The sequence below is a fragment of the Serratia sp. Sp408 genome, from assembly GCF_057180665.1.
In genome coordinates this window covers 116,381-135,657 of record NZ_JBXUFT010000010.1, presented here as the reverse complement: position 1 = coordinate 135,657, position 19,277 = coordinate 116,381, and the positions used below count along the sequence as shown (strand labels likewise).

Sequence of the window (19,277 nt, the reverse complement as noted above, 5' to 3'; positions counted from 1 at the left end):
TTTCGCTTTCGTCTCACTGACTGGGTGGTTCGTCTTGCGTTTAAGCAGTCGTTGTTCCCGGTCAGTGGAGGCGCATTATAGGGAGTTCTCAGAAGGCCGCAACCCCTAATTTCAAAAAACTTTTCAACCGTCGAACATTTAATCAAATCGCCGTTATATCGCCAGTTTTTTCAACGAATTGAAGCCATAACTCTGTAAAACGGGCAATAAAGCGTCGGTATCGTCATTTAACGCCATACAATAGGCAACGTTCTCTTCTTGCGATGATCGCAAATTTTCCTGTGACGAGATCAACCACGCAGCCCGACGGGCGATTGCCGCACCGGAATCCACCAGGCGGGTGCCCTGCGGTAATACCTGCATCAGCTCGTCGGCCAACAGCGGGAAATGAGTGCAACCCAACACGACCGTGTCTGGTGGCTCGCGCATGCTGAGCCACGGTTGCAGGATCTTCTTCAACGCCGCCAACGGCACCTCTTCGCCATGCAGCTTTGCTTCTGCCAGTTCAACCAGCTCCGAAGAACCCAGCAGTTCGATTTTGCAGTCGGTGGCAAAACGGGCGATCAGCTCATGGGTATAGCTACGCTGTACGGTACCGCGCGTCGCCAGCAGGCCAACGATGCCGTTGGCGGTCAGCTTGGCGGCAGGCTTGATGGCGGGTACTACACCCACTACCGGGAAACTGAAACGTGCGCGCAAGGCTGGCAGGGAAACGGTGCTGGCGGTATTGCAGGCAATAATGACAATCGCCAACGGGTAACGTTGCTGCACCGCGCCGACAATCTCCAATACCCGCTCAACGATAAACTGTTCAGACTTTTCGCCGTACGGAAACGCCACGTTATCGAAAGCGTATATATAGTGCAGGTCCGGCAGCAATTGCCGGACCTCTTGATACACCGAAAGTCCACCGACGCCGGAATCAAATACCAACACCGTCGGGCGTGGAGTCGCGGTGGAATTAGAAGGTATAGCTTCCAGTGAGGGAGTATTCTCTTCCTGGAGTAGCGTAGCCATATGCCGTCTCATAATCTTTATCAAACAGGTTGGCAATTCTACCACGAACTGTCAGATGTGATGTGACTGGATACGAAACGGCGAGATCCCACAGGCTGACGCCGCCGAGTTTGACCGTCTCGCTCGGGTAGCTACTGTAATCTTTGTCAAAACGCTGCCCCAGATAACGATAGGTCACCGCCCAGTCCAGGTCATAGACCTGCCAATCCAGTTCATACTTCACCTGTTGTTTGGCGCGGCGCAGCAGAACCTCATTGGTTTTGGCGTTGCGCGGGTCAACGTAGTCGTAGCCAATCTGATGCGTCAACGGGCCGGTTTCAAACGAAGCGGTCGCCTCAACGCCTTTGATGGTCGCTTTACCGATGTTGTAATAACGGTAGCTCACCGGATCGCTGTCGATCAGGTTGTCGATGTCATTACGGTAAGCAGAAACGCGCCAGGTCACTGGCCCGGTCAGCCCTTCGAAGCCACCTTCCCACTGCTTGCTTTCTTCTGGTTTCAGATCGCGATTGCCATAAAAGTCGCTATACAGCTGGCCCATGTTCGGTGCTTTGAAGGCGGTGCCGTAAGACCCCACCAGGCGATATCCTTCGACAAACTCCCAGGCCGCGCTGGTCTGCCAGGTGCCGTGCCAGCCAAATTCGGAGTTGTCGTCACCACGCACGGCGGCTTCCAGCGTCACCGGGCCAACCAGTTGCTGACCGGTCAGGTACAGGCCCGTATTGCGCTGGCTTTTCTCTTCGCTCACCGAGGCGGTGTTCGGTTTGATTTTCTGATCCTGCCAATCGGCGCCGGCGCTCACCGTGCCACGCCCGACCTGCAGCGTGTTACCCCATTGCAGGTTGTACTGTTCCACATCGTCCAGTCGCGCCGAACTGGCGTACTGGCCTAAACGCGGATCATAGTTGTAGTCTTTACTGTGACTGTAGCTGCCAATCAGCTGCGTCGCATAAATGCCCTGCTGGTAACGTACCCCACTGTCCCAGGTCTGGCTATAAAGCTTGCGTGTATCCACCAGCGCAGCGCCCGGTGAATAATAGCTATCATAGGCCGTGCGGTTGTCATAGCCGTAACCGCGCACGAAACCGCTGAACTGTTCGGTAAACTGGTGCTGTATGGCGCCATACAGCGACTTGCTCATGAAACCGTCACGATCCTGCTGGCTTTGCATGCCGGTATTGCCATAAGCCACCACGTCATACCCTTTGGTATAGGTATAGTTGCCCGCCAGCGTTGCCACGGTGTCGTCCCCCAGCGGCTGCTGGGTCGATGCGTCATACGCCTGATAGCCGTTGGAACCCAGCCCGGCGGAAAGCGTAGTGCCGTTGTTTTCTCGCGTAGTGATAATGTTGACTACGCCACCAATCGCGTCGGAGCCATACACCGCCGAACGCGGCCCACGGATATATTCAATTTTCTGCACCAGCGAAATAGGAATTTGGCTGAGATCGGAAGAGCCGCTGACGCCAGCCTGATTCAGACGGATGCCGTCGATCAGTACCAATACGTGGCTGGAATTGGTGCCACGTACAAACAGCGAGCTGTTTTGCCCCAAGCCGCCGTTCTGGGCAATATCCACTCCCGGCAAACGGCGCATCACATCGGTCAGGCTTTTGGCCTGCCAGCGATCGATATCAGTACGGGTGACGACGGAGGTCGGCGCCAGAACCGAAGATACCGGCTGAGGAAAACGGTTGGCGGTAACCACCAGTTTATCGCTGTGATTGGTCGTGGTGTTGTCTTGCGCCCATCCAGAAAAGGCCGTGACGGAGGTAACCACCGACAGCAGCGTATTTTTTATCATTGTCATTGGGAAAAGCATCCAAACATATCTGCGGATGCCGCAGGTTCATGGACTGGTGATTCGCGACAGTCATGAATAATGCGACGTAGTACCGGCAGGTCTTCGGGCTTGGGACTTGTCGATTGCGCAACCCAATCGACACCGGGCGATGACTTCCCATCCAGCAGTGGACAGTGTCTGCATTAATATATGCTATCGCCGTGACTTCCCCTTACCGCTGCGCGTCAGCTCCGGATTCTCACCGGATTCCCTTTTCACTCGCTGCTTGAGGCCGGACAGCAATGCTACGATCAATGTAAATGGATGTCTAGACTTCCAATAATGTAACAAATAATAAGGCTGACAAAACTGGACTTCACTGCCCAATTCCCTACAATCCCCGCTGATCCAATTTGACTGACGAGAAGACCATGACGCCCGAGAACCTGCCTATTGAACGCTACGACGAACAGCTGACGGAGAAAACCCAGCGGCTGGCGTCCATGATGTCGCCGTTCGGGGCACCCGAGCCGGAAGTGTTCCGCTCGCCAGTGAGCCATTACCGTATGCGCGCCGAATTCCGCATCTGGCACGACGATGATGAGATGTACCACATCATGTTCGACCAGCAGACCAAGCAGCGGATTCGCGTTGACCGCTTTCCCGCCGCCAGCGAACTGATCAACCGCCTGATGACCGCGCTGATCGCCGCCATCAAACCGCAGCCCGTTCTGCGCCGCAAACTGTTCCAGATCGATTACCTGTCAACCCGAAGCGGTAAAATCATCGCGTCGCTGCTGTACCACCGCAAGCTGGACGATGAATGGCAACGGCACGCGGAGCAATTGCGCGATGATCTGCGCGCCCAGGGTTTCGATCTGCAACTGATTGGCCGCGCCTCTAAAATGAAAATCACCCTGGATCACGATTACATCGATGAAGTGCTGCCGGTCGCAGGGCGCGACATGATTTACCGCCAGGTGGAAAACAGCTTCACCCAGCCCAACGCGGCGATAAACGTTGCCATGTTGGAATGGGCGCTGGACGTCACACGGCATGCCAAGGGGGATTTGCTGGAACTGTACTGCGGCAACGGTAACTTTTCTCTGGCGCTGGCGCGCAATTTCGATCGCGTGCTGGCAACGGAAATCGCCAAGCCATCGGTGGCCGCCGCACAATACAATATCGCCGCCAATCAGGTAGACAATGTGCAAATCATTCGTATGGCAGCGGAAGAGTTTACCCAGGCGATGAACGGCGTACGCAGCTTTAATCGTCTGCAAGGCATTGATTTAAGCAGCTATAACTGTGAGACAATTTTTGTCGATCCGCCACGTAGTGGGCTGGATGACGAAACGGTGAAGATGGTACAGGCCTATCCACGCATCCTGTATATTTCCTGCAACCCGGAAACGCTGAGCGCCAACCTGGATACCTTGCAGGCCACGCATGACATTACCCGCCTGGCGCTGTTCGATCAGTTCCCCTACACCCACCATATGGAATGCGGCGTACTGTTGGAAAAACGCGTCTAGCGCCAACCGGCAGCAATAAGGCCCGGGACACCCGGGCCGGCAGCATTATGGCTGCGATTGACCACCCAGCGTCTTGCGCGCCTTCAGTTTGATGCCAATCCACAGCACCAGCACCACGCAAAGGATCGATGGCAGGAAGTTCGAGCCGATTTGCGGGTATTCCGCACGTACGATGGCGCTGTATATCAATAAACCCAGCACGAAACACGCCGCGGCCAACTTGGGCATGCCGTCCGGCATCACCCGGTTAAGGTAACGCTGATGCAGGCAGTACACCGCCAACACCAGTGCGATCAGCGGGAAGATCGAAAACGGTACCACCGAGCTGAACAACGCGGCGAAAGAACCGTTGATCGAAAGGCCGGCAATCAACGCCAGCAGTAAGGTGCCATTCTCACGGCCTGGTTTTTCCATTACTTTTTACCTTCTTATACGTGGGTGACAGATGATCTTTCTTGCTCGCGGCGATACCAGTAATAGGCTCCTTTGGAAATCATCCGCAATTGCAGTACCAGCCGCTCCTCCAACTGACGCCGCTGCTCGATGTCGATATCCAACGCTTCAGCGCCGGCGCTGAACACGATGGTGACCATGGCTTCGGCCTGAGCTTCGGTGAAGCTACGTGGCATATGGTTTTCCAGTTCGAGGTAATCCGCCAGTTCGGCGATAAAATGCTGGATTTCGCGCGCAACCGCCGCACGAAAAGCCGCGGACGTACCGGAGCGCTCACGCAGCAACAGGCGAAATGCATTGGGGTTATTGCCAATGAACTCCATAAACGTCGAGACCGAGGTACGGATCACGCTGCCGCCTTTGGCGATGCGCTGGCGTGCCTGCCGCATCAGTTGGCGCAGCATCAGGCCGCTCTCGTCGACCATGGTCAACCCCAGCTCATCCACATCGCGAAAGTGGCGATAAAACGAGGTTGGCGCAATACCTGCCTCACGAGAAACCTCTCGCAGACTCAGGCTGGCAAAACTGCGCTCGGCGCTCAGCTGGCTGAACGCCGCTTCGATCAAAGAGCGACGCGTCCGTTCTTTTTGTTGTGCTCTGACGCCCATATGCATATCCAGATAAATTCCATTCACTCAGTCTAACGCCGTAAGGGTGGCAATATAGCAAATTTTATTGCAACAGCATTTATACAAACGCGCCTGCTCACAATTCCAACCCGTGCAGATTGTGCTTTGCCTCAAAAAGCCTAATGGTGATTGGGCGCACAGCGCTATGATGTTAAGATACCGTTGTAATTTTGTATAAGAATAGGTCTAACCTCACATGCAACAGCACTATCAATTTGATGCCATTGTTATCGGCTCGGGCCCTGGTGGTGAAGGCGCCGCCATGGGACTGGTTAAACAAGGCGCCCGAGTGGCGGTGATCGAGCGGTTCAATAATGTCGGCGGCGGCTGTACCCATTGGGGCACAATCCCGTCCAAAGCCCTCCGCCACGCCGTCAGCCGTATTATCGAATTCAACCAGAACCCGCTCTACAATAACTCCCGTACGCTCAGCGCCACGTTCCCTGACATTCTCCGCCACGCCGACAACGTCATTAACCAACAGACCCGCATGCGCCAAGGCTTTTACGAGCGCAACCAGTGCAAACTGTTTGCCGGCGATGCGCGTTTTATCGATGCCAATACCGTCAGCGTTACCTATCAGGACGGCACCCAAGATACCATCCGCGCCGATCACATCGTGATCGCCTGCGGCTCGCGGCCCTATCACCCGGCCAGCGTTGATTTTACCCATTCACGTATTTATGACAGTGATTCCATTCTCGAATTGAGCCATGAACCGCGCCACGTCATTATCTATGGTGCCGGGGTGATCGGCTGCGAATACGCGTCGATTTTCCGCGGCCTGAACGTCAAGGTTGATCTGATCAACACCCGCGACCGGTTGCTGGCGTTCCTCGATCAGGAAATGTCGGACTCACTGTCTTATCACTTCTGGAACAATGGCGTGGTGATCCGTCACAACGAAGAGTTCGAGAAAATTGAAGGCACCGAAGACGGCGTCATCGTGCATCTGAAATCGGGCAAAAAGGTGAAAGCCGACTGCCTGCTGTATGCCAACGGCCGTACCGGCAACACCGACGCGCTGGGTCTGGAAAACGTCGGGTTGGAATCCGACAGCCGCGGCCTGCTGAAGGTAAACAGCATGTACCAGACGGCGCTGGCGCATATCTATGCCGTCGGTGATGTAATTGGCTACCCGAGCCTGGCGTCGGCGGCCTACGATCAGGGTCGCATTGCCGCGCAGGCCATTGCCTCCGGGGAAGCCAACGCGCATCTGATTGAAGACATCCCGACCGGGATCTACACCATTCCGGAAATCAGCTCCGTCGGCAAAACCGAGCAGGAACTGACGTCGATGAAAGTGCCGTACGAAGTGGGCCGCGCCCAGTTCAAGCATCTGGCGCGCGCACAGATCGCCGGCATGAGCGTCGGCAGTCTGAAGATCCTGTTCCACCGCGACACGCTGGAAATCCTGGGCATTCACTGCTTTGGCGAGCGTGCGGCGGAGATCATCCACATCGGCCAGGCAATCATGGAACAGAAGAATGGAGGTAATACCATCGAGTATTTCGTTAATACTACCTTCAACTATCCGACCATGGCCGAAGCCTATCGGGTGGCGGCGTTAAACGGCTTAAACCGCCTGTTTTAACACCGAGCCCATGTAACTCTGCATGTGCTCGCGGATCGCCTCGGCCAACTGCTCATAGCGGCTGCGCAAAGGGGAACCGGGGCGATACACCAGGGCAATGGTGCGCTTCGGTTCCGGTTTGTAGCAGTCGAGATAGCACACGCCGTCGCGCTCACGCGCGTTTGGCACCGCCAATGACGGCAACAGCGTAATGCCGCTGCCGGCCGCTACCATGTTACGCAGCGTTTCAAGGCTGGTGGCGCGGAAATGGGTGTCTTCGTCCGCACCGGCCTGGAAACAGAAGCCCATCGCCTGATCGCGCAGACAGTGCCCGTCTTCCAGCATCAGCAGTTTTTCGCCCGCCAGATCCGGCATCGCCACGCGCTCACGTTGTGCCCATGGGTGATCCGAATACACCGCCAGCTTCATTGGCTCATCGAACAGCGGCACTTCAATAAACGCTTCTGTTTCCTTCACCAGCGCCAGAATGGCACAGTCCAGCTTGCCGCTGTCGAGCTGCGCCAGCAGCTGCTGGGTTTGCGCTTCGTGCAGATACATTTCCAGTTTCGGGAACGTTTTATGTAACGTCGGGATAATCTGTGGCAGCAGATACGGCCCAACGGTCGGGATCAGACCAATGTGCAACGGCCCCGACATGGCTTCCCCCTGCTGGCTGGCCATTTCTTTCAGCACCTTGACTTCCCGCAGAACGGTGCGCGCCTGCTCCACCAGCAGCAGACCCGCCTGGGTGAACAGCACTTTACGGCTGGTGCGTTCCAGCAGCATTACGCCCAGTTCGTCCTCCAGTTTACGGATCTGCCCACTGAGCGTTGGTTGACTGACATGGCATGAGTCGGCAGCGCGCCGGAAGTGGCGGTGCTCGGCCAAGGCGACCAGGTATTCTAAATCACGAATATTCATTGTTTCCCTCCAGGCCACGATAGCTCGTAGCGATAGATAAGATAGCAATCAGCGATTAGATCTATCAAGCCCTAGCGTGAATAATGTCCACCAAGCAAACGACATGACGTCAACAGCAAAAAATTATTTTTCCTAATTAAGGGGTTATTCAATGTTTACCAGTCAAGAAGGCAAAAAAGTCCCTCAGGTTACTTTCCACACTCGCCAGGGCGACCAATGGATTGATGTAACCACTGATGACCTGTTCAAAAACAAAACCGTGATTGTGTTCTCACTGCCGGGCGCATTCACGCCAACCTGCTCTTCCAGCCATTTGCCACGTTATAACGAGCTGTCCAACGTGTTCAAACAGCACGGCGTCGACGGCATCCTGTGCGTATCCGTCAATGACACTTTCGTAATGAATGCCTGGAAAGCCGATCAACACGCTGAAAACATCACCTTTGTGCCAGACGGCAACGGTGAATTCACCAAGGGTATGAACATGCTGGTCGAAAAAGCCGATCTGGGCTTTGGCCCACGTTCATGGCGCTATTCGATGCTGGTGCGCAACGGCGTGGTTGAGAAAATGTTCGTTGAACCCAACAAGCCAGGCGACCCGTTTGAAGTGTCTGACGCCGACACCATGCTGAAATACCTGGCGCCGGAATTCAAAGTGCAGGAATCCGTTTCGCTGTTCACCAAACCTGGCTGCCCATTCTGCGCCAAGGCAAAACAGATGCTGCAAGAACGCGGTATTCAGTATGAAGAAATCGTGCTGGGCAAAGATGCCACCACCGTCAGCCTGCGCGCCGTCAGCGGCCGCGCTACCGTACCGCAGGTGTTCATCGGCGGGCGTCACATTGGCGGCAGCGACGATCTGGAATCATTCCTGTCAGCCTGATTTATAAGTAAAAGCAAATCCAACGTGAACGTTTGGCGGGCTCAGTGAAATGACCCGCCTTTTTTTATCCTAGCGGAGTGTTGACATGAAACAGCTGAATGTAGACGTCGCGGTGATCGGCGGCGGCACCGCCGGGCTTGGCGCTTACCGCGCAGCCAAACTTTCCACCCCGAGCGTGGTGATGATTGAAGGCGGCCCTTACGGTACTACCTGTGCACGCGTGGGCTGCATGCCCTCCAAACTGCTGATTGCCGCGGCAGAGGCGGTGCACCATATCGAACGCGCCCCTGGTTTCGGCGTGCATCCGGCGGGCAACACCACGATCAATGGCCGCGAAGTGATGGCGCGCGTCAAACGCGAGCGCGACCGGTTCGTCGGTTTTGTGCAAGAAGGCGTCGACAGCATTCCGGCGGACGACAAAATCAGCGGTTATGCCCGCTTTATTGACGACAATACCTTGCAGGTGGACGAACATACCCGCATCACGGCCCAGCGCATCGTCATCGCTACCGGTTCACGCCCCAGTTGGCCAGCCGCCTGGGACGCTCTCGGCGATCGCCTGATCGTCAACGATCAAGTGTTCGATTGGGACGATCTGCCGCGCTCGGTAGCAGTGTTCGGCCCCGGCGTCATCGGTCTGGAACTGGGCCAGGCACTGCATCGTCTGGGAGTGGATACCAAAGTGTTCGGCGTTGGCGGCGCGGTGGGTCCATTGACCGACAGCACGGTGCGCCAATACGCCAGCCAGACGCTGGGGGAGGCGTTTTACCTCGATCCGGACGTCAAGGTAGACATGATGCAGCGTGAGGGCGACCAGGTCTTCATCCGCTATCGGGGGCAGGATGGCAACCCGCAGGAAATTCTGGTGGATTACGTATTGGCCGCTACCGGTCGCCGGCCCAACGTGGATAAACTGGGACTGGAAAACACCCATCTGGAGCTGGACGCCAAAGGCGTGCCGCAGGCCGATCGCCTGACCATGCAGACCAGCGTGCCGCATATTTTCATTGCCGGTGATGCCAGTAATCAGTTGCCGCTGCTGCATGAAGCCAGCGATCAGGCGCGCATTGCCGGGGAAAATGCCGGCAGTTACCCGGAAGTCAAACAGGGCCTGCGCCGCAGCACGATTTCGGTGGTGTTCTCCGATCCGCAAATCGCCATGGTCGGTGCCACCTTCCGCGAACTCAGCCAGAAGTTCAGCGCCTGCGGCTGCTTTGAGGTCGGCGCGGTGTCGTTCGAAAACCAGGGGCGTTCACGCGTCATGCTACGTAACAAAGGCATGCTGCATGTTTATGGCGAGCAGGGCAGCGGTCGCTTCCTGGGTGCCGAAATGATCGGCCCGGACGCCGAACACATCGCGCACCTGCTGGCCTGGGCGCATCAACAGCAGATGACCATCAACCAAATGCTGGACATGCCGTTCTACCATCCGGTAATCGAAGAAGGGCTGCGTACCGCGCTGCGCGACTTGCAGGCCAAGCTGAAACTGGGGACCGCCGAATCCGAACGCTGCCAGCGCTGTCCGGGCGAGTAACCTCACCAGCCAAAGCATCCCACTCACCGGGTACCCGCCCGGTTTTTGCGTCATACATGCCAACAAAGCAAAAGGCGCAGCATCATGCCGCGCCTTTACCATGTTCACTGGCCGTTGGCGTTACGCCAGACGCTGCTTTGCCTCGGCAATGGCGCTGGCGACCTGCTGCGGCGATACCCCGCCCTTGGCGGCACGCTTGTCGAGGCACGATTGCAGCGACAGTATCGGATACACGTCGTCACCAATCACGCTGCTGAACTTTTGCAAGTCCGCCAGCGGCAATGCTTCAAGCGCCTTGCCTTGCCGAATAGCCTCCACCACCGTTTCACCGACGATATGGTGTGCTTCGCGGAACGGCACGCCTTTGGCAACCAGGTAATCCGCCAGTTCGGTGGCATTGGCATAGCCCTGCTCCGCCGCCTCCTGGCAACGCGGGCGCTTCACCTGGATACCGTCCAGCACCAGCGCTGCCATCTGCAGACAGTCCATCCAGGTGTCGAGCGCATCGAACAACCCTTCTTTATCTTCCTGCATGTCTTTGTTATAGGCTAACGGCAAGCCTTTCAGCGTCATCATCATACCGGTCAATGCGCCCTGTACGCGGCCACACTTGCCACGGATCAGTTCCAGCGCATCCGGGTTTTTCTTCTGCGGCATCAGGGAAGAGCCGGAAGTCACCCGATCGGAAAGGTCGACAAACGCCGCTTCACCGCTGTTGAAGAAGATCAGGTCTTCGGCAAAGCGCGACAGATGCACCATGCTGATCGACGCATTAGACAGCAGTTCCAGCACGTGATCGCGGTCGGACACGCTGTCCAGACTGTTGCGGGTTGCCGATGCAAAACCCAGCCAGCCCGCCAGCTGTTCGCGATCGATCGGGTATGCGGTGCCGGCCAGCGCACCGCTGCCCAACGGGCTGACGTCCAGACGCTTCAGCGTATCCTGCAGGCGGCTTTCGTCGCGCGCCAGCATTTCGACATACGCCAGACACCAGTGTGCAAAGGTCACCGGCTGCGCGCGTTGCAGGTGGGTATAACCCGGCATCACCGCGTCCTGATTGGCGTCAGCGGTTGCCACCAGCGCCTGCTGCAATTGCACAATGGCCTGATGCAGTTCACCGATCTGCTGTTTACACCACAGTTTCAGGTCGGTCGCCACCTGATCGTTACGGCTACGCCCGGTGTGCAGCTTTTTGCCCAGATCGCCGACTTTGTCGATCAGCTGCTGCTCCACCCAGCTGTGAATATCTTCGGCATCGCTTTGCACAATCGCCAACGGATCGGCCTGCACCTGTTGCAGCAATGCGTTCAATGCCTGTTCCAGTTGCTGCTGCTCCTGCGCCGTCAGTACGTTGACGGTCACCAGCGCTTTTGACCAGGCCACGGAGCCAACGATATCCTGCTCTGCCAGACGATAGTCGAAACGCAGTGAGTCATTTAAGTGTTTGAACCGCTGATCCGCCGCCTGACTGAACCGTCCGCCCCAAAGTGCCATAATCTTGCTCCTGAATATTTTATGCTTGTCGCTCAGAACATCGGGGGCGCAACAGCGTGCGCCCCTCAACGTCAGCGCCGAGAAAACTTACTTTTTCTTTTCGTTCAGCGCACGGATGCGTGAAGACAGTGAGAACAGACGGATAAAGCCGCCGGCATGGCTATGATCGTAAACTTCGTCTTCGCCGAAGGTGGCGAACTCTTCCGAATACAGGCTGTTGGTGGATTTCTTCTGAATCGCCGTGACCTGACCCTTGTACAGTTGCAGCACTACTTCACCGTTAACCTCTTCCGCCAGCGCTTCGGCCGAGGCCTGGATGGCACGACGCAGCGGCGCAAACCAGCGACCGTCGTAAACGACATAGGACATTTCCAAGCCCAGCTGTTCACGCCATTTGAAGCTGTCACGGTCCAGAACCAGCTGCTCAATGCCACGCAGCGCCGCCACCATGATGGTGCCGCCCGGGGTTTCGTAGCAGCCACGGGACTTGATGCCCACCAGGCGGTTTTCCACGATGTCGATACGACCAACGCCATGTTTGGCGCCCAGCACGTTCAGTTTTTCCAGGCACTGGTACGGCGTCAAGGCTTCGCCGTCCACCGCCACCACGCGGCCTTTTTCGACGGTGATGGTGACTTGCTCAGGCTGGTCCGGCGCGTCCTGCGGATCGACAGTCCATACCCAGCAATCTTTGTTCGGCGCGTTCCACGGGCTTTCCAGTACGCCGCCTTCGGTGGAGATATGCCAGGCGTTTTCGTCACGGCTGTAGATCTTTTCCAGCGATGCGGTGGTCGGAATATTGCGCTCTTTCAGGTAATCCAGCAGCGCCTCACGGGAACGCAGATTCCATTCACGCCACGGCGCCACCACTTTCAACTGCGGCGCCAGCGCGGTGTAGGTGGTTTCGAAACGCACCTGATCGTTGCCCTTGCCGGTCGCACCATGGCACAGCGCATCGGCGCCTACTTTCAGCGCCAGCTCAACCTGCGCCTTGGCAATGATTGGCCGCGCCATCGAGGTTCCCAGCAGATAGGTACCTTCATACAGCGCGCCGGTCTGCAGCACCGGATAAACGTAATCGCGAATAAACTCTTCACGCAGATCGACCACATGGCATTCAGAGGCACCGGATTGCAGCGCTTTTTGCTCAACGCCTTCCAGATCGCCGCGCTCCTGGCCAATATCCGCAACGAAAGCGACCACTTCACAGCCGCCGTAGTTTTCTTTCAGCCACGGAATGATGGCGGAAGTATCCAGGCCACCGGAGTACGCCAGAACGATTTTTTTGATGCCTTGGTTTTGCATGTTGTTGATTCCTTTTTAATTCTTGATTTAAGCGAGGATCCGGGTGCCGATAGACTCGCCGTTAAACAGGGCCGGAAGTTTTTCCGCATTGCGCCAGCTGGCGATATCTACCGGGCGGCCAAGGGTACGGGCTGCATCCAGCGCCGCGTTCACCTTCACCACCATACCATCGGTAATAATGCCTTGTGCGATCAGCTGTTCCGCTTTTTGCGCCGTCATTTCTGCAATACGCTGGCCTTTGCCGTCGAGAATACCGCTGACGTCCGACAACAGGATCAGATCGGCGCCCAGCGTGGCGGCCAGCGCCGTCGCGGCCTGATCGGCGTTCACATTCATCAGTTGCCCTTCGGCGGTAATGCCGATCGAACTGATTACCGGCAGATAACCGGCCGTCAGCAAGGTCTGTACCAGCAGCGGCGAACCCGGCTGCGCATTGCCAACGTGGCCCAGCGCCGGATCGAGCTGAGTCACGGTAACGCTGCCGCCATCCGCCAGGCTCAGGCCGACCGCATTGATTTGATGCTTCACCGCCCATGCCAGCAAGGTCTTGTTGGCGGTGCCGGCCAGCGCGCCGGTAATAATGTCAATTTGATCGGCCGGAGTAACCCGCAGACCGTTTTTCTTCACCACCGGCAGGGCAAGCTGCTTCATCAGCTCATCCACCACGCAGCCGCCGCCGTGAACGATCACCAACGGACGTTGATACTGGGCGCGATAGCTGTCCAGCGCGGTAAACAAACGCTCCAGCGCTTCTTCGCTGTCTAATAGCACGCCACCTAACTTGATAATTAACGGATTCATCGCTGTTTACTCACGCTGATTTAAAGGAGTGACTGGGTTTCCGGGAACCCAAAACGAATATTCAGGCACTGCACCGCCTGTGCGGCCGCGCCTTTCAACAGATTGTCTTCTGCCGCCACGGCGATCAGATGCTCGCCCTGCACCGCGAAACCGATATCGCAGAACGGCAGGCCAACCACCGCCTTCAGCGCCGGCACGCCGTTGGCATACAGCCGCACCAGCGGTTTGTCGTGATAGGCGGCCTGGTAAGCGGCCGCTACCTGCTGGGCGCTTACGCCGGCCTTCAGGCGACAGGTAATGGTGGCCAAAATACCACGTGGGAAATTCCCCAAATGTGGCGTAAAGATGACCGGCGTCCCCAGGTGCGCGACGATTTCCGGCTGATGACGGTGGTTGAAGAGGCCATACGGCTGCAGGCTGACTTCACAAAAACTGGTATTCACACTGGCCTTGCGCCCGGCACCGCTGACGCCGCTGGTGGCGTTGATCACCGGCCACTGATCGAGATTCAGCAACTGCTGTTCGAGCAACGGTTTCAACGCCAATTGGGCGGCGGTCGGGTAGCAGCCCGGCACCGCGATCAACTGCGCCTGTTTGATATGTTCACTCTGCCATTCCGCCAGTCCATATACCGCCTGTTCCAGCAAATCGGCATGTTGATGTTCGAAACCGTAATATTGCTGATAAAACTCGGCGCTCTGTACGCGGAAGGCGCCGGACAGATCGAACACCACGCAGCCGGCAGCCAGGAACGCCGGTGCAATGTCATGGCTGACTTCATGGGCGGTGGCCAGGAACACCACGTCGATGCCTTTGGCCGCTTGTGCAACGTCAACCAGCGGCTGCAGCGGCAGATCGACGATACCTTTCAACTGGGGATGCAGATCGGAAAGCAATTTTCCTGCATCTGCACTTTGCGCTGAAACCGCTAAAGCGGTTATGTTCATATGTGGGTGGCGATTCAGGTAAGCCGTGAGCTCTGCTCCGGCATAGCCGCTGGCACCAACAATCAGCGTATTCAACATGTGGCCTTTCACCTTCTAAACGTGCAATGTGGTCGCTTGCGACCCCGGTAGCAGGGCTCACTCGCGTTGTTACGCCGATCGCCCACGTGGGTGAGCGTTGATGTTTTTATAAACATCCGGGCTTCGGGTTCCCTTACGCTCCAGCTTACTGTATTTTTATTCAAAATAAATGCATGAATATTGATACTATCCTAACCAAAGGCTGTCAACAGTGAAGATGAAATTACCTCCATTTATTGAGCTGTACCGGGCGTTGATCGCCACTCCTTCGATCAGTGCCACCGATGGCGCTCTCGATCAGAGTAATGAAGCATTAATCAACTTGTTGGCCGGATGGTTTAGTGATTTGGGCTTCCGTGTCGACGTGCAGCCGGTACCGGACACCCGCAACAAGTTCAACCTGCTGGCCAGTATCGGCGAAGGCAGCGGCGGCCTGCTGCTGGCCGGCCACACCGATACCGTGCCCTACGATCAAGGGCGCTGGACGCGCGATCCGTTCACCCTGACCGAACACGACAACAAGCTGTACGGCCTCGGCACCGCCGACATGAAGGGATTCTTCGCCTTTATTCTCGATGCAGTACGTGACATTGACGCCAGCAAACTGACCAGACCGCTGTATGTGCTGGCCACCGCCGACGAAGAAACCACCATGGCCGGTGCGCGCTATTTTGCCGCCTCCAGTCAGATCCGGCCGGATTTCGCCATTATCGGCGAACCGACCTCGCTGCAACCGGTGCGGGCGCACAAGGGGCATATTTCCAATGCGATTCGTATCACCGGACAATCCGGCCACTCCAGCGATCCGGCGCGCGGCGTCAATGCCATCGATCTGATGCATGAATCCATTGGCCATTTAATGGAACTGCGTAACACCTTGCAGCAACGCTATAACAATCCAGCCTTTGCCGTGCCGTATCCGACGATGAACTTTGGACATATCCATGGCGGCGATGCGGCTAACCGTATCTGCGCCTGCTGTGAATTGCATATGGATATTCGCCCGCTGCCGGGCATGACGCTGGATAACATCAACGAACTGCTGCACAGCGCGCTGGCGCCGGTCAGCGAACGCTGGCCAGGACGCTTGACCATTGACGAACTGCACCCGCCGATCCCCGGCTATGAGTGCCCAACCGATCATCATATGGTCGCGGTGATCGAAAAGCTGCTGGGCTCGCGCACCGAAGTGGTCAACTATTGCACCGAGGCGCCTTTCGTACAGGAAGTCTGCCCGACGCTGGTGCTGGGACCGGGTTCAATCAATCAGGCCCACCAGCCTGATGAATACATTGATACCGCCTTTATCGAGCCGACGCGCAAGCTGTTGGGCCAATTGGTCGATCATTTCTGCCATCAATAAACCAGAGAAATGATAGGGGCAATGTCTTATCATGCCCCTACCTATAAAGGCGTAGAACGCTCGCGTGATAAGCCAGACTGATAACCCGCGGGGCGTAATTAAATTTCAGAAAAAGCGCCGATTTTGATGTTTTTTTGCTAAAAATAGTGTCAATTGACCATTGGACAGGCACGCGATTGCATGGAACAGGCGCCCTTCGCCTCACGCGTGAAATTTACTTACAAGATAAAAATCATATCGAAATGGGTCAGGGGTTATATGAACGAACAATATTCGGCAATGCGAAGTAATGTCAGTATGCTCGGCAAATTGCTCGGCGAAACCATTAAAGAAGCGCTGGGTGAGCATATTCTCGATCGCGTTGAAACCATCCGTAAGCTTTCCAAATCGTCACGCGCCGGCAGCGAGGCGCACCGTCAGGAATTGCTGAACACGCTGCAAAACCTGTCCAACGACGAACTGTTGCCGGTGGCGCGCGCCTTCAGCCAGTTCCTCAATCTGACCAACGTCGCCGAGCAGTACCACAGCATTTCGCCCAACGGCGAAGCGGCCAGCAACCCGGAAGTGCTGACGCAGCTGTTCAGCCGGCTGAAAGACAAAAAGCTCAGCAATAAAGCGCTGCAGGATGCGGTAGATCAGCTGTCGATCGAACTGGTGCTGACCGCGCACCCGACGGAAATCACCCGCCGCACGCTGATCCACAAACTGGTGGAAGTGAATAGCTGCCTCAGCCAGCTTGACCACAACGACCTGGCCGATTACGAACGCAACAAGATCATGCGCCGTTTGCGTCAGTTAGTTGCCCAATCGTGGCATACCGACGAAATTCGCCACAATCGACCGACGCCGATCGACGAAGCCAAATGGGGCTTTGCGGTAGTGGAAAACAGCCTGTGGGAGGGCGTCCCGGCCTTCCTGCGCGAACTGAACGAGCAGTTGGAAAACACCATCGACTACCGCCTGCCGGTGGAAGCGGTGCCGGTGCGCTTCACCTCCTGGATGGGCGGTGACCGCGACGGTAACCCGAACGTCACCGCCGAAATCACCCGCCACGTGCTGCTGCTGAGCCGTTGGAAAGCCTGCGATCTATTCACCCGCGATATTCAGGTGCTGGTTTCCGAACTGTCGATGACCGAATGTACACCGGAACTGCGCGAGCTGGCCGGCGGTGACGCGGTACAAGAACCGTATCGTGAAATCATGAAACGCCTGCGCAGCCAGTTGATGAGCTCACAGGCGTACCTGGAAGGCCGCCTTAAGGGCGAACGCATGCTACGCCCGCACGACCTGCTGGTGAACAACGAGCAGCTGTGGGAGCCGCTGTACGCCTGTTATCAATCGCTGGTGGCGTGCGGCATGAGCATCATTGCCAATGGCCAACTGCTGGATACCCTGCGCCGCGTGCGCTGCTTCGGCGTGCCACTGGTGCGTATCGACGTGCGTCAGGAAAGCACCCGCCATACCGAAGCGATCGCCGAACTGACGCGCTATCTGGGGCTGGGCGACTATGAAAGCTGGTCAGAAGCGGATAAACAGGCATTCCTGATCCGCGAGTTGAATTCCAAGCGTCCACTGGTGCCATTGAAGTGGCAACCAAGCGCGGACACTCAGGAAGTGCTGGAAACCTGCCGGGTGATTGCCGAAGCGCCAGAGGGCTCGATTGCCGCCTACGTGATTTCGATGGCGCGCACGCCATCCGACGTGCTGGCGGTGCATCTGCTGCTGAAGGAAGCCGGCTGCCCGTTCGCGCTGCCGGTCGCCCCGCTGTTCGAAACCCTCGACGATCTGAATAATGCCGACGACGTGATGACCCAGTTGCTGAATATCGACTGGTATCGCGGCTTCATTCAGGGCAAGCAAATGGTGATGATCGGCTATTCCGACTCGGCCAAGGACGCCGGCGTCATGGCGGCATCATGGGCGCAGTATCGCGCGCAGGATGCGCTGATCAAAACCTGCGAAAAAGCCGGGGTCGCACTGACGCTGTTCCACGGGCGCGGCGGTTCTATCGGCCGTGGCGGTGCACCGGCGCATGCCGCGTTGCTGTCCCAACCGCCGGGCAGCCTGAAGGGTGGCCTGCGCGTTACCGAGCAGGGCGAAATGATCCGCTTCAAATACGGCCTGCCGGAAGTCACCATCAGCAGCCTGGCGCTGTATACCGGCGCCATTCTCGAAGCCAACCTGCTGCCACCGCCGGAACCGAAGAAAGAGTGGCGTACGCTGATGGACGAGCTGTCCGACACCTCGTGCAAAATGTATCGTGGCTACGTGCGTGAAAATCCGGACTTCGTCCCCTACTTCCGCGCCGCCACACCGGAGCTGGAGCTGGGCAAACTGCCGCTGGGCTCACGCCCGGCCAAGCGCCGCCCGAACGGCGGCGTAGAAAGCCTGCGCGCCATCCCCTGGATCTTCGCCTGGACGCAGAACCGCCTGATGCTGCCCGCCTGGCTGGGCGCCGGCGCCGGTCTGCAAGAAGCGGTGAAAGCCGGCAAGCAGGATCAGCTGGAGGCGATGTGTCGCGACTGGCCGTTCTTCTCGACGCGTATCGCCATGCTGGAAATGGTGTTCGCCAAAGCCGATTTGTGGCTGGCGGAATATTACGATCAGCGCCTGGTAGACAAGTCTCTGTGGCCGTTGGGCAAACAGCTGCGCGATCAGCTGGACAGCGACATCAAAGTGGTGCTGACCATCGCCAACGACGATCACCTGATGGCCGATTTGCCGTGGATTGCTGAATCCATCGCGCTGCGCAACGTCTATACCGATCCGCTGAACGTTCTGCAGGCGGAGCTGCTGCACCGCTCACGTCAGCAAGAGGAAAACGGCCAGCAAGACGCACGCGTCGAGCAGGCATTAATGGTCACCATCGCCGGCGTCGCCGCCGGGATGCGCAATACCGGCTAAGTTGGCAAGCAGGAGGTGCGATGGCACCTCCTTTCCTCGTCTTTCCAACCGCGATAA

At 57.1% G+C, this 19,277-nt stretch carries 15 protein-coding genes and 1 riboswitch; of the genes, 6 read left to right on the top strand and 9 right to left on the bottom strand.

Annotated elements, in window-relative coordinates:
- Positions 1–153 precede the first annotated feature (153 nt).
- Complete coding sequence (gene murI / locus AC2AXP_RS21495) at positions 154–1,017, bottom strand: glutamate racemase (protein WP_039991400.1); 864 nt, start codon at positions 1,015–1,017, stop codon at positions 154–156.
- A complete protein-coding gene (gene btuB, locus AC2AXP_RS21490) occupies positions 962–2,827 on the bottom strand; it encodes a TonB-dependent vitamin B12 receptor BtuB (RefSeq protein ID WP_102991051.1) in 1,866 nt (621 codons plus the stop codon). The genes murI and btuB overlap by 56 nt, the downstream gene beginning before the upstream one ends.
- Positions 2,828–2,897: 70 nt before the next feature.
- Positions 2,898–3,112, bottom strand: a riboswitch (cobalamin riboswitch).
- A 119-nt stretch (positions 3,113–3,231) separates the two neighbouring features.
- On the opposite strand from btuB, the gene trmA reads away from it, so the two are divergent.
- Positions 3,232–4,335 carry a tRNA (uridine(54)-C5)-methyltransferase TrmA gene (trmA, locus tag AC2AXP_RS21485; protein WP_004956476.1) on the top strand — a complete coding sequence of 368 codons (1,104 nt, stop codon included), beginning with the start codon at positions 3,232–3,234 and terminating at the stop codon, positions 4,333–4,335.
- Positions 4,336–4,380: 45 nt separating this feature from the next.
- On the opposite strand, the gene AC2AXP_RS21480 is transcribed toward trmA, so the two are convergent.
- The gene (locus AC2AXP_RS21480; RefSeq protein WP_198773828.1) at positions 4,381–4,749 is read right to left on the bottom strand and encodes a YijD family membrane protein; all 369 of its coding nucleotides are present in this window, start codon (positions 4,747–4,749) and stop codon (positions 4,381–4,383) included.
- Positions 4,750–4,763: 14 nt separating this feature from the next.
- Positions 4,764–5,396: an HTH-type transcriptional repressor FabR gene (fabR, locus tag AC2AXP_RS21475; protein ID WP_039991402.1), complete on the bottom strand. Its 633-nt coding sequence runs from the start codon at positions 5,394–5,396 to the stop codon at positions 4,764–4,766.
- A 217-nt stretch (positions 5,397–5,613) separates the two neighbouring features.
- Here fabR and sthA point away from each other — a divergent pair, with 217 nt between their 5' ends.
- Complete coding sequence (sthA, locus tag AC2AXP_RS21470; RefSeq protein WP_039991404.1) at positions 5,614–7,011, top strand: Si-specific NAD(P)(+) transhydrogenase; 1,398 nt, start codon at positions 5,614–5,616, stop codon at positions 7,009–7,011.
- Here the strand turns inward: sthA and oxyR are convergent.
- Positions 6,994–7,911, bottom strand: a complete 918-nt coding sequence (oxyR, locus tag AC2AXP_RS21465; protein WP_004956481.1) for a DNA-binding transcriptional regulator OxyR — start codon at positions 7,909–7,911, stop codon at positions 6,994–6,996. The genes sthA and oxyR overlap by 18 nt on opposite strands.
- A 151-nt stretch (positions 7,912–8,062) precedes the next feature.
- Between oxyR and AC2AXP_RS21460 the strand changes: the two genes are divergently transcribed.
- Complete coding sequence (locus AC2AXP_RS21460) at positions 8,063–8,794, top strand: glutathione peroxidase (protein ID WP_004956482.1); 732 nt, start codon at positions 8,063–8,065, stop codon at positions 8,792–8,794.
- A gap of 85 nt (positions 8,795–8,879) precedes the next feature.
- Complete coding sequence (locus AC2AXP_RS21455; RefSeq protein WP_484381919.1) at positions 8,880–10,328, top strand: dihydrolipoyl dehydrogenase; 1,449 nt, start codon at positions 8,880–8,882, stop codon at positions 10,326–10,328.
- Between the two features lie 120 nt (positions 10,329–10,448).
- On the opposite strand, the gene argH is transcribed toward AC2AXP_RS21455, so the two are convergent.
- The 4 genes from argH to argC all read right to left on the bottom strand — a co-directional run bounded on the left by argH (position 10,449) and on the right by argC (position 14,953).
- Positions 10,449–11,822, bottom strand: coding sequence for an argininosuccinate lyase (argH, locus tag AC2AXP_RS21450; protein ID WP_004956484.1), 1,374 nt, complete (start codon positions 11,820–11,822; stop codon positions 10,449–10,451).
- Between the two features lie 87 nt (positions 11,823–11,909).
- Positions 11,910–13,127 carry an argininosuccinate synthase gene (locus AC2AXP_RS21445; protein WP_004956485.1) on the bottom strand — a complete coding sequence of 406 codons (1,218 nt, stop codon included), beginning with the start codon at positions 13,125–13,127 and terminating at the stop codon, positions 11,910–11,912.
- Between the two features lie 27 nt (positions 13,128–13,154).
- Positions 13,155–13,928, bottom strand: a complete 774-nt coding sequence (gene argB, locus AC2AXP_RS21440; protein WP_004956486.1) for an acetylglutamate kinase — start codon at positions 13,926–13,928, stop codon at positions 13,155–13,157.
- 20 nt (positions 13,929–13,948) lie between these two features.
- The gene (gene argC, locus AC2AXP_RS21435) at positions 13,949–14,953 is read right to left on the bottom strand and encodes an N-acetyl-gamma-glutamyl-phosphate reductase (RefSeq protein ID WP_004956488.1); all 1,005 of its coding nucleotides are present in this window, start codon (positions 14,951–14,953) and stop codon (positions 13,949–13,951) included.
- A 217-nt stretch (positions 14,954–15,170) separates the two neighbouring features.
- Here argC and argE point away from each other — a divergent pair, with 217 nt between their 5' ends.
- Both argE and ppc read left to right on the top strand, forming a co-directional pair.
- On the top strand, positions 15,171–16,316 hold the full coding sequence (argE, locus tag AC2AXP_RS21430) for an acetylornithine deacetylase (RefSeq protein ID WP_004956489.1): 1,146 nt from the start codon (positions 15,171–15,173) through the stop codon (positions 16,314–16,316).
- 258 nt (positions 16,317–16,574) lie between these two features.
- The gene (gene ppc, locus AC2AXP_RS21425) at positions 16,575–19,220 is read left to right on the top strand and encodes a phosphoenolpyruvate carboxylase (RefSeq protein WP_039992470.1); all 2,646 of its coding nucleotides are present in this window, start codon (positions 16,575–16,577) and stop codon (positions 19,218–19,220) included.
- Positions 19,221–19,277: the final 57 nt, after the last annotated feature.